This window comes from Campylobacter sp. CCS1377 (assembly GCF_040008265.1).
In the GTDB taxonomy this organism is placed as follows: Bacteria; Campylobacterota; Campylobacteria; order Campylobacterales; family Campylobacteraceae; genus Campylobacter_D.
In genome coordinates, this window is sequence record NZ_CP155620.1 from 1,341,528 (window position 1) to 1,357,865 (window position 16,338).

The window sequence follows — 16,338 nt, forward strand, 5'->3', positions numbered from 1 at the left end:
GAATAAAAAATGTAGAATTGCGTAATCAAATTCGCAATCAGCATTAAATACTAATTGCGAAATATTTTTAATCTTGTTGTTTGATTTTTAGATCATGATCCCCATAAAGACCAGTACCAACCGGAATCATTCTACCTAAAATAACATTTTCTTTTAGATCTTCAAGATAATCAATTTTACCTGCTATACTCGCTTCGGTTAAAACCTTGGTTGTTTCTTGGAAAGAAGCAGCAGAAATCACACTATCGCTTCCAATCGCAGCTCTTGTAACCCCCAAAAGCACAGGTTCAGCAATAGCTGGCTCTCCACCCATTCTAATGATTTTTTCATTTTCTTCTCTGAATTTTCTTCTTGAAATAAGATCTCCAACAATAAATTTAGTGTTTCCGCTATCTATAACTCTAACCTGTCTTAGCATTTGAGAAACTATAATTTCTATATGCTTATCAGAAATCACAACGCCTTGTCCGCGATAAACTTGCTGAATTTCAGAAATTAAATAGTAATGCAAGGCTTTTTCACCTAAAATTTTAAGCACATCATGACTTGAAATGATACCATCTGTAAGCTTCTCTCCAGCATGAACAAATTCACCTTCTCTTACTTGGATATGTTTACTTTTATCAATCAAGTATTCAACACTGCTACCATCTTCTGCTTGGATAATCAATCTTTCCTTAGAGCGCAAAGGCTTGTCAAATTTCACTACACCATCGATTTCTGCAATAATTGCTGCATTTTTTGGTTTTCTTGCTTCAAAAAGTTCTGAAACCCTTGGGAGACCACCGGTAATATCTTTAGATTTTGCTGCTGCTTTTGGAGTTTTTGCCAAAATATCAGCTTGAGAAACCTTATCACCATCATGTACAAAAATAACAGTTTTAGGTTCTAATTGATAACGAGAAGTCTTTCCACCTTTTCCTGTAATAATCAAGCTAGGTCTTACTCCACTTGGCAAATATTCATTGATGACTAAAGAACGTTTTCCGGTAGCTTCATCAATTTGCTCATCTGCGCTATAACCAGCTTCAATATCTTCGAAACTAATCGTTCCATCAATTTCTGCAATAATGGTATTATTATACGCATCCCATTCTGCAATAACAACCTTTTCTTTATTGACCGCACTTGCAATAATAGCATTAGGATCAGTAATAACCGAACTATCATCAAATTCAATCACTGATTGTCTAGGGATATAATGTCTTTTTGCTTCTCTATCATTTTCATCTGCAATTACAACAAAAAAGCCTTTTTCTTTTACTACATCACCTTTTTTTAGATTTCTAATCCTATCTAAGCCATCGCCTTTTAAAACATAGAATTTTAAAGTTCCCACTTCACCTGCTTTAATATTTTGCACCACAGGATCACCATCTTTAACAGAAATTTCACTCGCAAATGGAATACGATTTGGCACATTCCATCCCTCTTTGATAACTTCAACTATACTTTCATCTTGCCCCACTTCAGTTCCACTTTGATAAGGCAAATAAAGCTTACCATCTATACTACCACTAACACCAGCTAATTCATTAGGCTTAGCCAAATCATATTTTCTTAAGATATATTTTACTTCTTGCTTCTTATCTTTTACAGAAACAACCACATCCTCATGAATATTTTCAATATTCACTATACCTTTAAATGGTGCTTTAATTTTTGGTTCAACAAGTAAAATTGCCGCATTTCTGCGATTTGCAACTATACTTTTACCTTCTTTATTTTCATAAGTTTTAAGATTATAAAATCTTATAAATCCTTCTTTTTGGGCACTCACTTGTCTATCTTGCAAATCAGTACTTGCTGTTCCCCCGCTGTGGAAAGTTCTAAGTGTAAGCTGAGTACCTGGCTCACCAATAGATTGTGCTGAAATGATACCCACAGCCTCACCTGGTTTAACAAGTTTACCTTCACCAAGATTAATACCATAACATTTAGCACAAATTCCTTTTTTTGCTTTACAAGTAATAGGAGTGCGAATACTCACACTTTTAATGCCACTCTCAGTTAAAATTCTAGCTTTTTCTTCATCAATCAAAGCACCTTCTGCTAAAAGAGTCTCATTGGTAATTGGATCAATGACATTTTCAGCCAAAACTCTACCAAGAATTCTTTCCTCTAAAGTCTCTATAATGGCACCATCTGCAGTAATTTCATTAATCTCTACACCCTCATGTGTTCCACAATCTTCAATAGTAATCTTAACATTTTGTGCCACATCAATTAATTTTCTTGTCAAATAACCCGCATTTGCGGTCTTAAGCGCAGTATCTGCAAGACCCTTTCTAGCTCCATGCGTTGAAATAAAATATTCAAGCACATTAAGCCCTTCGCGGAAATTTGAAATAATTGGCGTTTCGATGATCGAGCCATCTGGTTTAGCCATAAGTCCTCTCATTGCTGCAAGCTGCGAAATTTGTGCCGCACTACCCCTAGCACCAGAATCGGCCATCATATAAATGGAATTAAATCCATTTTTGTCTTTTTGTACAAGCTCCATCATCTCTTTTGAGAGTATATTATTTGTGCTTTTCCAAATATCGATAATTTTATTATATCTTTCACCTGAAGTGATTAAACCAAGATTATAAGAATTTTGAATTTCTCTTACTTGTTTTTTAGCACTTTCAATATTTTTTTGCTTATGCTCTGGCACAATAATATCAGCAATTGATATAGAAACACCTGCTTTAGTCGCATATTCAAAACCTAAATTTTTAAGTCTATCTAAGAAACTTGCTGTAAGTTCTAAACCACCTTTTTTATAGACATAATCTACAAGTGCAGCAATATCTTTTTTCTTTAGAATTTTATTCCACATATTTTCAGGAACAAAGTCAGGTAAAATAGATTTAATAATCAAACGACCAGCGGTTGTAGTGATTTTTCTTCCATCAACCACAGTTTGGATATTAGCATGGATATCTAAGCAACCTGCTTCTAAAGCCATCATAGCCTCATCGATACCTGAACAAATTTTATGTGCACCCTTAGCATTTGTCTTTTCCAAAGAAAGATAATAAATTCCCAAAACCATATCTTGAGAAGGAACGGTTACAGATTTACCACTCGCTGGTAAAAGAATATTCATTGATGAAAGCATTAAAACTTTACATTCTGCAATTGCTTCTTGCGAAAGTGGTACATGCACCGCCATTTGATCCCCATCAAAGTCCGCATTAAATGCAGCACAAACCAAAGGATGAAGTTGTATGGCCTTACCTTCGACCAAAACAGGATGGAAAGCTTGTATAGAAAGCTTATGTAAAGTTGGTGCACGATTTAGCATAACAGGGTGTCCTTTAACAACCTCTTCCAAACATTCCCAAACTTCATTAGTTTTATTTTCTATCATCTTTTTAGCTTGCTTAACAGTTGTTGCATAGCCTTTTTCTTCAAGTTTAGCTAACAAATGCGGCTTAAATAATTCCAAAGCCATTTTTTTAGGCAAGCCACATTGATCCATTCTAAGTTTTGGACCAACAACAATTACACTACGACCTGAAAAATCCACCCTTTTACCAAGTAAGTTTTGTCTGAAACGACCTTGCTTACCTTTGATAATTTCACTTAAAGATTTAAGTGGGCGTTTATTTGCTCCCTTAACAGCATTTGCACGACGACCATTATCAAAAAGTGCATCTACCGCTTCTTGAAGCATTCTTTTTTCATTTCTTATAATGATTTCTGGTGCATCAAGCTCCATTAATCTTTTTAAACGCGTATTTCTATTAATCACACGGCGATATAAATCGTTCACATCAGAAACTGCAAATTTACCACCATCTAAAGCAACCAAAGGACGCAAGTCAGGAGGTAATACAGGAAGATTTGTAATCATCATCCACTCTGGACGATTAGGAACTGCTTCATCGCCATCTATATTGGCATTAAGATTTGAATTTAAAAAATTTTCCACAACTTTTAAACGCTTAATGATAGTTTTTTTCTTTGCCTCTGAATTCGTTGTCATCATTTCTTCTTTAAGCTGATTCAAAAGCGCCACAAGATCTAAATTAGCAAGCAAATCACGGACAACTTCACCACCCATTCTTGCTTTAAAACCACTATTTTCATAGCGTTGCATTAAGCTTTGATATTGCTCTTCATTTAAAACATCACAAAATTCAACTTTTTTATTGCTTTCATTATCATAATAAGCATCACCTGGATTTTCTACAATATAAGCTTCATAATAAAGCACGCGTTCAAGATCTTTCATTTTAACGCCCAAAAGCGTTCCTATACGACTTGGCAGAGAATTTACATACCAAATATGTGCCACTGGAGTTACAAGCTCGATATGCCCCATTCTTGAACGACGTACTTTCGAATTTGCAACTTCAACACCACATTTTTCACATTTAACGCCTTTAAAACGCATTTTCTTATACTTGCCACAAAGACATTCATAATCACGAATAGGGCCAAAGATTTTAGCACAAAAAAGTCCATCTCTTTCAGGTTTTAAGGTTCTATAATTAATAGTTTCTGGTTTTTTTACTTCACCATAGGACCATGATTTAATTTTTTCTGGGCTTGCAAGTCTTAATTGAAAAGCTTCAAAGTCTCTCGGTCTTGTTTCTTCTTTTACTTCAATGATTTTAAATTTACTCATCTTCTTCATCCTTATCAAAAATCTCAACATCTAAAGCAAGAGATTTTAATTCATTTGTTAAAACGAAAAATGTCTCTGGAATTCCTGTAGCTGGAACATTCTCGCCCTTAGTTAAAGCCTTATAAGCACTAAATCTTCCTTCTACATCATCTGATTTTATAGTAAGCATTTCTTTTAAAGTATGCGCTGCACCATAAGCTTCCAACGCCCAAACTTCCATCTCACCAAATCTTTGACCCCCAAAGAGTGCTTTACCACCAACTGGTTGCTGAGTTACCAAGCTATAAGGTCCTGTACTTCTAGCATGGACTTTTTCATCGACTAGGTGATGTAGTTTTAACATATACATACAACCAACATGAACTCTTTCTGCGATTTTTTCACCTGTGCGTCCATCGTAAAGCTCTGTTTTACCATCCATATCAATTTTTGCCATTTCAAAAAGCTTAGCAAATTCTTCTATATTTACACCTTCAAAAACTGGAGTAGCAAATTTTACCCCTTTGCTCCAATCTCTAGCATAATTTAAAAGCTCTTCATCGCTTAAATTTTTAACAAATTCTTTTTCACTTGCAAGTCTTGGAATAGAACAAATTTCAAGCATTTTTGCTCTTAATTCTTTAATAAAATCTTTTTGTTTTTTATTGAAAATTTCTTGAATTTGATCGCCAAGTCTAAGTCCAACAAGCCCCAAATGACTTTCTAAAATTTGCCCTATATTCATACGACTTGGAACGCCCAATGGATTTAGTGCAATATCAACACTCTTGCCATTTGCCAAATAAGGCATATCTACTTCTGGAACAATAGTTGAAACAATACCTTTATTTCCATGTCGTCCAGCCATTTTATCACCCACTTTAAGTTTGCGTTTAGTTGCAATGTAAATTTTTACAAGCTTAACAACCCCACTTGGTAAAATATCATCTTTTTCCAAAATTTCAAGCTTTTCATCATGTTCGGCTTTAAGCTTTTTCTTTTCATTTTGGAAGTGATTTTTCAAATCATCATATTGTTTTTGAATTTCTTTAGAATAAGCTTTAATCAAACTATTTAAGGCAAAACGATTGATTTTTTCAAGATCTTTTATATCAACAATATCGCCTTTTTTATACTCTTTATCGTTTATTTTTTGTGCTGCACTTAAAGGAGATTTTGCTAAAAGCGCACATACCCTTAAAATCTCTTCTCTATCCATCATTAAAAGTCTATCATGATGCTCTTTTTCTAAAGACATTTTTTCTTCATCATGTGCTCTTAAAGCTCTGTCATCTTTTTCATAACCTTTTTTGGTAAAAATTTTAACATCAACAACAACACCTTCTAAAGATGCGGTTGCATATAAAGATTTATTAACCACATGCCCTGCTTTTTCCCCAAAAATTGCCCTTAAAAGCCTTTCTTCTGGAGTTGGTTTAACCTCTCCCTTTGGAGAAACTTTGCCCACTAAGATCATACCTGGTTTAATGTGTGTTCCAATTTTTGCTATACCACTCTCATCTAAATGCGCCAAATCTTCTTCCTTAACATTAGGAATATCTTTGGTGATTTCTTCAATACCGTCTTTTAATTCTCTGGCCTCAATTTCTTTTTCATAAATATGAACGCTAGTAAAAGTATCTTCACGAATAATTCTTTCGCTTACAACAATAGCATCTTCATAATTGTAACCATTCCAAGGCATAAAAGCAATCAGTGCATTTTTACCAATAGCAAGCTCACCTTGATCCATACTTGGGCCATCGGCAATGATTTGTCCTGCTTTAACAACATCACCTTTTTTAACAATAGGATGCTGAACATAACTTGTATTTTGGTTAGTTCTTAAATTTTTCTCCATAGTATAATGATCAATAAAAGGGCCTTTGTCATCTTCACCTAAAATAAAAATACTTCTATTATCTACTTTCTCAACTACACCCGATCTCTTAGCTTTAATCGCTTCCCAAGCATCCCTTGCAATAATTTTCTCCATACCCGTTCCAACGATAGGAGCTTGACAAGTTAGCAATGGTACAGCTTGACGCTGCATGTTTGAACCCATTAAAGCTCTATTTGCATCATCGTGCTCCAAAAACGGAATCAATGAAGCAGCAACACCCACTATCATACCCGAACAAAGATCAATAAGTTGTACTTCTTCGCGTTTAGCTAATATAGTTTCTCCATCTTGTCTAGCTTCAACAAATTCTTCTATAATATTACCTTTGGCATCTATTTTTGTTGAAGCTGGTGCAATAAACAAACCTTCTTCTTGAGTTGCAGTAAGATAAACAATTTCATCACTTACTTTACCATTAACAACTTTTCTATAAGGTGCTTCAACAAAACCAAGTTCATTAACTTTTGCGTAAGTTGAAAGTGTATTAATCAAACCGATATTTTGACCTTCTGGGGTTTCAACTGGACAAATTCTTCCATAATGAGTTGCATGAACATCACGTACTTCAAAACCCGCTCTTTCTTTGACTAAACCGCCTTCACCGAGTGCAGATAAACGGCGTTTATGAGTAACTTCACTGAGTGGATTAGTCTGATCCATGAACTGAGATAATTGCCCACCTGTAAAAAATTCCATAATAATAGTCGTGATCATTTTTGGATTTACCAAATCATAAGGCATAACTTTATCAATATCTGCATTTAATGAGGTAAATTTATCTCTGATGGCTTTTTGCATTTTTGCAAGCCCTAAATGCAATTCATTTGCCAAAAGCTCTCCTATAGAGCGAATACGACGATTGCCCAAGTGATCTCTATCGTCAATATGTCCTTTACCGTTTTTAACCTTAATCAAATACTTCGTTGTTTTCAAAATATCTTCATTAGTTAAAACAGTGACATACTCTGGAACTTCAAGCCCTAATTTGTGATTCATTTTCATACGACCAACTTTTGTTAAATCATATCTTTCAGGATTAAAAAATAAATCATTGACAAAAGTTTTAGCAGCATCTTTTACTACAGGCTCTCCCGGACGCATTACTTTATAAATTCTAATTGCAGCCAAATCATTTTCATCATCAATATTTTCACTTTGTTTTAAAAGTTTCAATGTTTCATTATCTTGAATAAATGAGTTAATAATAGCCGCATCAACACCATTTGCTAAGTCATTTGCAATATCAAAACTTTTTTGTTCTTTTATTTTGGCAAGTTTACTCTCATCAAGTAAAGTGAGTGAATCAAATAAAACTTCACCTGTCTCTTTATCAATAATAGGATTTGCCAAATAACGATTTGTCAAAATTTCAACAGGATATTCAACCCATTTCAAGCCATCTTTTAAAAGTTGTTCAGCCTTTTTCTTCGTCATTCTTTTTCCAGCTTGATGGACAACATTACCTTTTTCATCTTTAATATCATATTCTATTCTGTCCATAAAGTCATTAGGATTAAACTCTGTTACAAATTTATCTTTTTTTATATGAATGGTTTGAGTTGGATAAAACAACTTAATAATATCTTGCTTCTTATAACCCAAAGCTCTAAAAAGCATGGTAATAGGAATTTTTCTTCTTTTATTAATTCTAACATAAAGTACATCTTTAGCATCGTATTCAAAATAAAGCCAAGAACCACGATCCGGAATAATTTGAGCAGTATAAACAAGTTTATTAGCTACTGTAGAACTCTCTTCTTCTTTAAAAATTACTCCTGGACTTCGGTGAAGCTGATTTACGACAACTCTTTCTACTCCATTGATAATAAAAGAAACCCTATCTGTCATCAATGGAATTTCCCTAATATAAATTTCTTGCTCTTTAATATCTTTTATACCAACTTTTTCGCCTGTTTTTTCATCTTTTTCATGCAAAGTCAAACGAATTTTCATTTTTAAATTTACAGAATAAGTAAGCCCTCTTTCCATGCATTCTCTAATTGTATATTTTGGCTTACCAATTTCACTACTAACATATTCTAAACTTAATCTATTTTGCGGATCGTGAATAGGAAAAATAGATTTAAAAACTTTTTCTATTCCGCTTTCGCTATTTGTATCATCAAGATTTAAAAAATAATCAAAACTCTTTTTTTGTAATTGTAAAAGATTTGGAATATCTAACTGCTTTGAAACATTTGAGAAGTCAACTCTTAAACGATTGCCTAATTGGTTATTTAACATTTGTATACCTCGTGTTGGTAAAAATTTAAAGGAAAGCAATCTATAAAAATATAGATTAAAAAAATACTGAGAGCGTTCTAAACCGCTCTCGATAAAACTAAAAATTACTTAAGTTCAACTTTAGCGCCAGCTTCTTCAAGTTGTTTTTTAGCTTCTTCAGCATCAGCTTTAGCTACACCTTCTTTTAAAGTTGAAGGAGTTTGTTCTACTGCATCTTTTGCTTCTTTAAGACCTAAGCCAGTTAAAGCACGAACAATTTTAATTACTTCAATTTTCTTAGCACCACCATCAGTTAAAATGATATCAAATTCTGTTTTTTCTTCAGCAGCAGCTGCAGCTCCACCTGCAACAGCTCCACCTGCAACCATAACAGGAGCAGCAGAAACGCCAAATTTTTCTTCAAATTCTTTTACAAGCTCAGAAAGCTCAAGAACACTTAAATTTGAAATAAATTCTAATACATCTTCTTTAGAAATTGCCATTTTTTATCCTTTTATTAATATTTATTCAGATTCTTTTTTATTTTTAAGCGCATTTAAACCTATTGTGAAATTGGTAATCGGCGCATTCCAAACTTGCAAAAGCATAGCAAGCAACTCATTGCGTGAAGGCATTTTAGCCAGAGCCTTAACCTTAGCCACATCCGCAACTTCACCATCAACAAAAGCAGTTTTAATTTGAAATAATTCATTATTTTCTTCAAATTTAGCAGCTACTTTTGAAACACTAAGTTGATCTTCGCCCCAAAGATAAATATTAGTATCCTTAAGAACCAAACCTGTTTTACCGGAATTATTCAGAGCAATGTTAGCCAAAGTGTTTTTAATAATTTGAACTTTTACATTGTTTTCTCTTGCATTATTTCTAAGTTCTTCTAGTTTTTTAGTAGTTAGGCCTTTATAGTTGCATACCACGATAGCTTCACTAGCTTTAAAACTCTCTTCAAGCTTAGCAATAATTTCAACTTTTTCGCTTCTAGTCACATTTTCTCCTTTCCGATTGAGATTTCAAGTAGAGTGGAAAAATCCAATTAAGCAAACACCTCGACTATCTTCAATCTAAAATAAACATCTAAAAAACAATTTTTTCACATGTTTATTTTAAAGAGTTGAAAGCAACTCTTTAAATTTTTATTTCATATCAAGCAATTCTTGAGTTTCAAGTTTTACAGAAGGGCTCATTGTTAAAGACAAAGCCGCATTTTTAATATATCTACCCTTTGCAGCAGCAGGTTTATGCTTATTAATAGCTTTTATAAATGTAGAAATATTATCCAAAAGTTGTTCTTTAGAAAAACTTACCTTTCCAAGACCTGCGTGGATATTTCCTTGTTTATCTACACGGAAATTTACCTGACCACTTTTTGCGTTATTGACAGCTTGAGCTACATCCATAGTTACTGTACCTGTTTTTGGATTTGGCATTAAACCTTTTGGTCCTAATATACGACCAACTTTACCTACTAAGCCCATTAAATTTGGTGTTGCAATCAAAACATCAAAATTCATATTTCCTTTTTGAATTTCTTCCACCAAATCATCACTTCCAACTATATCTGCACCAGCATTCTTAGCTTCATCAGCTTTTGCATCTTTAGCAATTACCGCAACACGAACTTTTTTTCCTGTACCGGCAGGCAAAACAACAGAACCCCTAACCATTTGATCAGCGTGTCTTGGATCAACATTAAGTTTTAATGCAATTTCAACTGTCTCATCAAATTTAGCAGAAGCCAAAGTCTTAACAGTCTCAACAGCTTCATTTAAAGCATACTCTTTACTTGAGTCAATTTTTTGTGATAATTCTTTCAATCTTTTCGTAATTTTAGACATTTCTTTCTCCGCATTTTAAAGTGCTTCCGCCTTTTTAAAGCTCGGCGGTATAAGAGCTTAATCTACAATTTCAACACCCATAGAACGAGCTGATCCTGCAATAATTTTAGCAGCTTGATCTTTGTCTTTAGTATTCAAATCTGCAAGTTTTTTATCAACAATCTCCATAACTTGAGCACGAGTTAATTTACCCACTTTATTTTTTAATGGATTATCTGTGCCTTTAGTAATACCTGCTGCCTTTTTTATTAAGTCTGTAGCAGGAGGTTGTTTTGTAATAAAGGTAAAGCTTTTATCAGCATAAACCGTAATTACAACAGGAATATTAAAACCCGCCATATCTTTAGTTCTTTCATTGAAAGCTTTACAGAATTCCATAATATTAACACCTTGCTGACCCAAAGCTGGTCCAACAGGAGGTGATGGATTTGCTTTAGTAGCTGCAATTTGCAACTTAATTTCACCTACGACTTTTTTAGCCATAATATTTTCCTCTCTTTAAATATAATTAAACTATTTTTTCTACTTGAGAATACAAAATTTCAACAGGAGTTGAACGACCGAAAATAGATACATTAAGTTTCAATAAACCACGCACCATATCATATTCTTCAACAATACCTGTAAAATTAGCAAAAGGCCCTTCAATAATACGAACATTTTCACCCTCATCAAAAGATATTTTAGGTTTAGGTGCTGCTTTATTTTGAGCTTTTTCTAAAATAAGATCTATATCTTTATCTGTTAATGGAGTTGGTTTTTTTGCTTCACCAATAAAACGACCAACTTTAGGCAAAGACTGAATTTTATGCCAAAGCTCTGTATTTAAATCTAAATTTGCAAAAACATATCCCGAATAAAGACTTCTTTCGCTAATTTTTTCTTTCCCATTTTTAAATTCAATAATATCTTCTGTTGGCACAACAATTTCTTTTAGCTGATCTTCGATACCATTATCTTTTACTAAATTCTCAATAGCTCTTTTAACTGCCATTTCACTACCGGCATAGGTTTGAATAGCATACCATTTATGATTAGCCATTAATACTTCCTTGCCTCAAAAAATTTGTGATAGCGCAAAGGACATGATCCAATCCACTAATGCCAAAAATAAAGAAATTACAGTTACAACTATGAATACTGTAATATAAGCATTTCTTACCTGCTCTTTTAAAGGAAAAATAACCTTACCAAGCTCTAACTTTGACAATTTAAAATAACTTACTAATTTTTCCATACTTAAACCTTAATCTATGGCAGGGCAAGAGGGATTCGAACCCCCAACCATCGGATTTGGAATCCGGCGCTCTACCGTTGGAGCTATTGCCCTAAGGGCTTCTAACTCTTTAACTTAACTTCTTTATGAAGTGTGTGTTTTTTTAATCTTGGGCAATATTTTTTTAACTCTAATTTTTCAGTTGTATTTTTACTATTTTTATAAGTGCTATAATTAATATCACCACATTCTTCACATTTTAAACCAACTTTAATTCTCATTTTATATTTTCCTTAAAATAAAGCCAAGCTTTTTAAGCTTGACTTTGTAAATTATTTTATAATTTTAGATACGACACCAGAACCAACAGTTCTACCACCTTCACGGATAGCAAAACGAGTACCTTCTTCAAGCGCTACTGGAGCTATAAGACTAACTGTGATTCTTACATTTTCGCCTGGCATAACCATTTCCACTCCATCAGCTAATTTAATTGAACCAGTAACATCAGTTGTTCTTACATAGAATTGTGGTCTATAATTATTAAAGAATGGAGTATGTCTACCACCTTCATCTTTGTTTAGAATATAAACTTCCGCTTCAAAGTCAGTATGTGGAGTGATTGACTTAGGTTTAGCAAGAACCATACCACGAATAACATCTTCTTTTTTAGTACCACGAAGAAGAACACCAACATTATCGCCAGCCTCACCTTGATCCATTTCTTTTCTAAACATTTCAACGCCAGTTACAGTAGTAGTTTGAGTATCTCTAATACCTACGATTTCAATTGTATCACCTACTTTAACTACACCTTTTTCTATTCTACCTGTAACAACCGTTCCACGACCTGAAATTGAGAAAACATCTTCAATTGGCATTAAGAAATCTTTATCAGTGTCACGAGTTGGAGTTGGTATATAGCTATCAACTGCAGCCATAAGATCCATAATTTTAGCTGACCATTCACCATCTTGTCCAGCTTTTGCTTCTTCAAGAGCTTTCAATGCAGAACCAGAAATAATTGGAGTGTCATCTCCTGGGAAATCATAAGAACTTAACAATTCTCTAATTTCCATTTCAACTAATTCTAATAACTCAGCATCATCAACCATATCCGCTTTATTCATGAAAACAACGATATAAGGAACACCTACTTGACGAGAAAGAAGAATGTGCTCTCTAGTTTGTGGCATTGGGCCATCGGCAGCAGAAACAACAAGAATAGCACCATCCATTTGAGCAGCACCAGTAATCATATTTTTAACATAGTCTGCGTGTCCTGGACAATCTACGTGTGCATAGTGACGATTATCTGTTTCATATTCGATATGTGAAGTAGCAATAGTAATACCACGCTCTTTTTCTTCAGGAGCATTATCGATATTATCATAATCTTTTAGCTCAGCCAAACCTTTTCTAGAAAGAACAGCAGAGATAGCAGCTGTTAAAGTAGTTTTACCGTGGTCAACGTGACCAATAGTACCAATATTTACGTGAGGCTTATTACGTGAAAATTTTTCTTTAGCCATCTTAAATTTCCTCCATTATTTAATGATGAATTAATTACAAAAAACAAATCTATATTTATAATTTTTTAGAATCAATGGAGCTCATAGCGGGAATTGAACCCGCGACCTCTCCCTTACCAAGGGAGTGCTCTACCTCTGAGCCATACGAGCGCTCAGAAAAATATACAAATATAGACAACAAAAACCTAGAATCTCGGAAAATAAAAACTGTAAGTCAATAAATAAATACAGCTCCCAGTTTCCTTAATTATAATGGAGCGGGAAACGGGACTCGAACCCGCGACCCTCAGCTTGGAAGGCTGATGCTCTAGCCAACTGAGCTACTCCCGCAAAGCATGGTGGTGAGTCGTGGATTCGAACCACGGAAGGCGAAAGCCAGCAGATTTACAGTCTGCCCTCGTTGGCCACTTGAGTAACTCACCTTGAAAAATGTGCTTTTATTCTGGTCAAACACTGCTAAAATGGAGCTGGTTAAGGGACTTGAACCCCCGACCTGCTGCTTACAAGGCAGCTGCTCTACCAACTGAGCTAAACCAGCAAACTTTTAAAAATAAATTGGGATTGTATCTGAAATTTTATATTTTGTCAAGGCTTTTTTGACATTTTAATCAATTAATTTTAATTTTATTGTTTTTTGCTATAAATATTTATTGAAGTTTATTATATAATCACACAAACATAAATCATCAAATAAGGTAATAGTAATGAAAATTCTTTTTTCTCCTAGTGAAAGCAAAAACGAAACTTCTAATTTTTCTCCCATTGATGAAAATTCTTTTATTTTTCCCGAACTATTTAAAAAAAGACTTGAAGTAATTAAGCACTTTAATACTTATATATCTTTTGCAAGCCAGCAAGAACTTATAAATTTATTTGGCATTAAAAAAGAAAATGAAATTATAAAACTCAAACAAAATCTTTTAACCTTGTCTACTGCACAAGCTATTGAAAGATATAGTGGGGTTTCTTATGAATACTTAGACTACAGTACTTTAAATTTGGAAGCAAAAAATTATATTTTGCAAAATGTTATAATATTTTCTAATTTATTTGGTCCTATTTTAGCGGCTAATCTTATACCTTTTTATAAATTTAAACAAGGTGCCAAAATTGCAAATTTTAATATAGAGCAGTTCTACAATACCTATTTTTCTACTGCTTTAGATGAATTTCTCAAAGATGAAGAATTGTTAGATCTTAGAGCGGGTTTTTATGAAAAATTTTACACTCCAAAACGCAAATTTAGCAGCTATAAATTTATAAAAAATGGCAAAATTGTCAGTCATTTTGCAAAAGCTTATAGAGGAATTTTGCTTAAAATTTTAGCACAAAATCAAATTCAAAATAACAAAGAATTATTAGAGTGCTTACCGCAAACTTTAAAAGTAAAAGAAGTGCAAATTAAGGGCTTTAAAGAAGAGATAATTCTCGAAATAATTTCTTAGTTTTAATAAACTTATAAGCGTAATAATGTAAAATATTTTCTTATTTTTACCAAAGAAATAATAAGTATTTAGGAGTTAAAATAATGGAATTTATGTATTGGACTATGATTATCATTTTTTTATTAATAGTCTTTTTAATCACAAATCGTTACGAAAAAAAGCTTCAGATTTTTTCCAAAAATATAGAAATTCTCAAAAATGAAGTTCAAGAACTAAAAAATACTGTTGAAAAAAATCGTATGCTTATAGAAAAAAATCGCTCTAATATCGAAGTAATCTCTCAACAGCAAGATAAAATTTCATAAATTAGCTGCAATTAATTCCAAGGGATTTTTAAAAACCACTTTGCTATTATTTTGTTCCAAAGCATTAGAAATTTGCATTCTGCAAGCCGAACACTCCGCACTTACCACACAAGCTTGACTTTCATCTATCATCCTAGCCTTTTGCATCCCTACACCCAAGGCTCTATCGTAATAATCTGTTTGCATACTCACGCCACCAAAGCCACAACAAGCATTAGAATCACTCATTTCAACAAAACGATAATTTGCCTTTAAAAGCTCTCTAGGCTCTTTGAAAACACCTTGCATTTTTTTTGCATGGCATGGATCATGATAAGTTACGCTTATATTTAAATTCTTTTTATTTTTTAATATTTCTTGTAATGGAGTGAATTTATAAAAATACTCACTTGCCATATAAATTTTAGAAGAAACCACCTTAGCACGTTTTGCCCATTCTAGCTCATTTTGCATATGAAAAAAATGTTCATAATCGACTTTAATCATAGCTGAACATGTTGCTTCAGGAATGATGATGGCCTCTAAATTTTCTAGCTTTTTTTCAAAATATTCTATATTTTTTTTAGCCAAAATTTCAACACTTTTAAAATCTCCGGTAAAGTATTGTGGTGCACCGCAGCAAACTTGATCTTTCATTAAATCTATATTAATTTTTAACTCTTTAGCAATTTTAAGTACCGAATTTGCAGTGTCTATATAAAAATAATTCGCCAAGCAACCCACAAAAAATCCTATGGTTTTTTCTCCGCCATTATCAATAAAGCTAGGGTTTGAATTTAAAAAGCTTTTTTTATTAAAACTTGTTAGCAATCTTCCTTTTTTTATAAAAGGCATAGAAAATTTAGCTCTCATACCTACATTTTGATCTTTTGCTTGAATTTTAAACGCACAACTTTGAAACACATAACCAAATTTCGCAACAACATCTAAAATTTTGCGTCTTCTTAAAAAGAAAAATATAAGTTTCTTATACCACGCTATGCCAAATTCTTTAGCAATATCATGACGCACTTTTTCTATAGCACTATCAACTTTTAAATGACTAGGACAAACCTCAACACAATTTGTGCATAAAAAACAAGACTCAAATATTTTTTTTAAATTTTTATCTAGCCTCAACTCTTTTCTCTCATAAGCTCCCAAAAGATCCAAAAAACCTCTAGGACTAGTTGTTTCATCTGCACTAACATTATGAATCGTGCAACTTGGAATACACTTCCCGCATTTTACACAAGCATCACTAATTTCACTAAATTTCATC

13 protein-coding genes and 5 tRNA genes are annotated in these 16,338 nt (G+C 33.2%); 2 read left to right on the forward strand and 16 right to left on the reverse strand.

Features of this window, described 5'->3' with window-relative positions; genetic code table 11:
- Positions 1-67: 67 nt before the first annotated feature.
- The 15 genes from rpoC to AAH949_RS06845 all read right to left on the reverse strand — a co-directional run bounded on the left by rpoC (position 68) and on the right by AAH949_RS06845 (position 13,865).
- A complete protein-coding gene (gene rpoC / locus AAH949_RS06775; protein ID WP_348518317.1) occupies positions 68-4,621 on the reverse strand; it encodes a DNA-directed RNA polymerase subunit beta' in 4,554 nt (1,517 codons plus the stop codon).
- Complete coding sequence (gene rpoB / locus AAH949_RS06780; protein WP_134238107.1) at positions 4,614-8,747, reverse strand: DNA-directed RNA polymerase subunit beta; 4,134 nt, start codon at positions 8,745-8,747, stop codon at positions 4,614-4,616. Before rpoB ends, rpoC begins: the two co-directional genes overlap by 8 nt.
- 104 nt (positions 8,748-8,851) lie before the next feature.
- A complete protein-coding gene (gene rplL, locus AAH949_RS06785) occupies positions 8,852-9,229 on the reverse strand; it encodes a 50S ribosomal protein L7/L12 (protein ID WP_134238108.1) in 378 nt (125 codons plus the stop codon).
- A gap of 21 nt (positions 9,230-9,250) precedes the next feature.
- Positions 9,251-9,730: a 50S ribosomal protein L10 gene (gene rplJ / locus AAH949_RS06790; RefSeq protein ID WP_134238109.1), complete on the reverse strand. Its 480-nt coding sequence runs from the start codon at positions 9,728-9,730 to the stop codon at positions 9,251-9,253.
- A 147-nt stretch (positions 9,731-9,877) separates the two neighbouring features.
- The gene (gene rplA, locus AAH949_RS06795; RefSeq protein ID WP_134238110.1) at positions 9,878-10,579 is read right to left on the reverse strand and encodes a 50S ribosomal protein L1; all 702 of its coding nucleotides are present in this window, start codon (positions 10,577-10,579) and stop codon (positions 9,878-9,880) included.
- Positions 10,580-10,636: 57 nt separating this feature from the next.
- On the reverse strand, positions 10,637-11,062 hold the full coding sequence (gene rplK, locus AAH949_RS06800) for a 50S ribosomal protein L11 (RefSeq protein WP_134238111.1): 426 nt from the start codon (positions 11,060-11,062) through the stop codon (positions 10,637-10,639).
- Between the two features lie 25 nt (positions 11,063-11,087).
- Positions 11,088-11,621 (reverse strand): transcription termination/antitermination protein NusG, encoded by a 534-nt coding sequence (gene nusG, locus AAH949_RS06805; protein WP_134238112.1) that lies wholly within the window; start codon positions 11,619-11,621, stop codon positions 11,088-11,090.
- Positions 11,622-11,636: 15 nt separating this feature from the next.
- On the reverse strand, positions 11,637-11,816 hold the full coding sequence (secE, locus tag AAH949_RS06810; protein ID WP_134238113.1) for a preprotein translocase subunit SecE: 180 nt from the start codon (positions 11,814-11,816) through the stop codon (positions 11,637-11,639).
- A gap of 17 nt (positions 11,817-11,833) precedes the next feature.
- A tRNA-Trp gene (locus AAH949_RS06815) sits at positions 11,834-11,909 on the reverse strand.
- An 8-nt stretch (positions 11,910-11,917) separates the two neighbouring features.
- The gene (gene rpmG / locus AAH949_RS06820; RefSeq protein ID WP_002793551.1) at positions 11,918-12,076 is read right to left on the reverse strand and encodes a 50S ribosomal protein L33; all 159 of its coding nucleotides are present in this window, start codon (positions 12,074-12,076) and stop codon (positions 11,918-11,920) included.
- A gap of 51 nt (positions 12,077-12,127) precedes the next feature.
- Entirely contained in the window at positions 12,128-13,327 is a 1,200-nt protein-coding gene (tuf, locus tag AAH949_RS06825; protein WP_134238114.1) for an elongation factor Tu, read from the reverse strand.
- A 75-nt stretch (positions 13,328-13,402) separates the two neighbouring features.
- A tRNA-Thr gene (locus AAH949_RS06830) sits at positions 13,403-13,477 on the reverse strand.
- Between the two features lie 103 nt (positions 13,478-13,580).
- A tRNA-Gly gene (locus AAH949_RS06835) sits at positions 13,581-13,657 on the reverse strand.
- A gap of 6 nt (positions 13,658-13,663) precedes the next feature.
- Positions 13,664-13,749, reverse strand: a tRNA-Tyr gene (locus tag AAH949_RS06840).
- Between the two features lie 40 nt (positions 13,750-13,789).
- Positions 13,790-13,865 (reverse strand) — tRNA-Thr (locus AAH949_RS06845).
- A gap of 166 nt (positions 13,866-14,031) precedes the next feature.
- Here AAH949_RS06845 and yaaA point away from each other — a divergent pair.
- The gene (gene yaaA / locus AAH949_RS06850; protein ID WP_134238115.1) at positions 14,032-14,772 is read left to right on the forward strand and encodes a peroxide stress protein YaaA; all 741 of its coding nucleotides are present in this window, start codon (positions 14,032-14,034) and stop codon (positions 14,770-14,772) included.
- Between the two features lie 83 nt (positions 14,773-14,855).
- A complete protein-coding gene (locus tag AAH949_RS06855; protein WP_134238116.1) occupies positions 14,856-15,077 on the forward strand; it encodes a hypothetical protein in 222 nt (73 codons plus the stop codon).
- On the opposite strand, the gene AAH949_RS06860 is transcribed toward AAH949_RS06855, so the two are convergent.
- Positions 15,072-16,337, reverse strand: coding sequence for a (Fe-S)-binding protein (locus AAH949_RS06860; RefSeq protein ID WP_348518318.1), 1,266 nt, complete (start codon positions 16,335-16,337; stop codon positions 15,072-15,074). The genes AAH949_RS06855 and AAH949_RS06860 overlap by 6 nt on opposite strands.
- Position 16,338 lies beyond the last annotated feature (1 nt).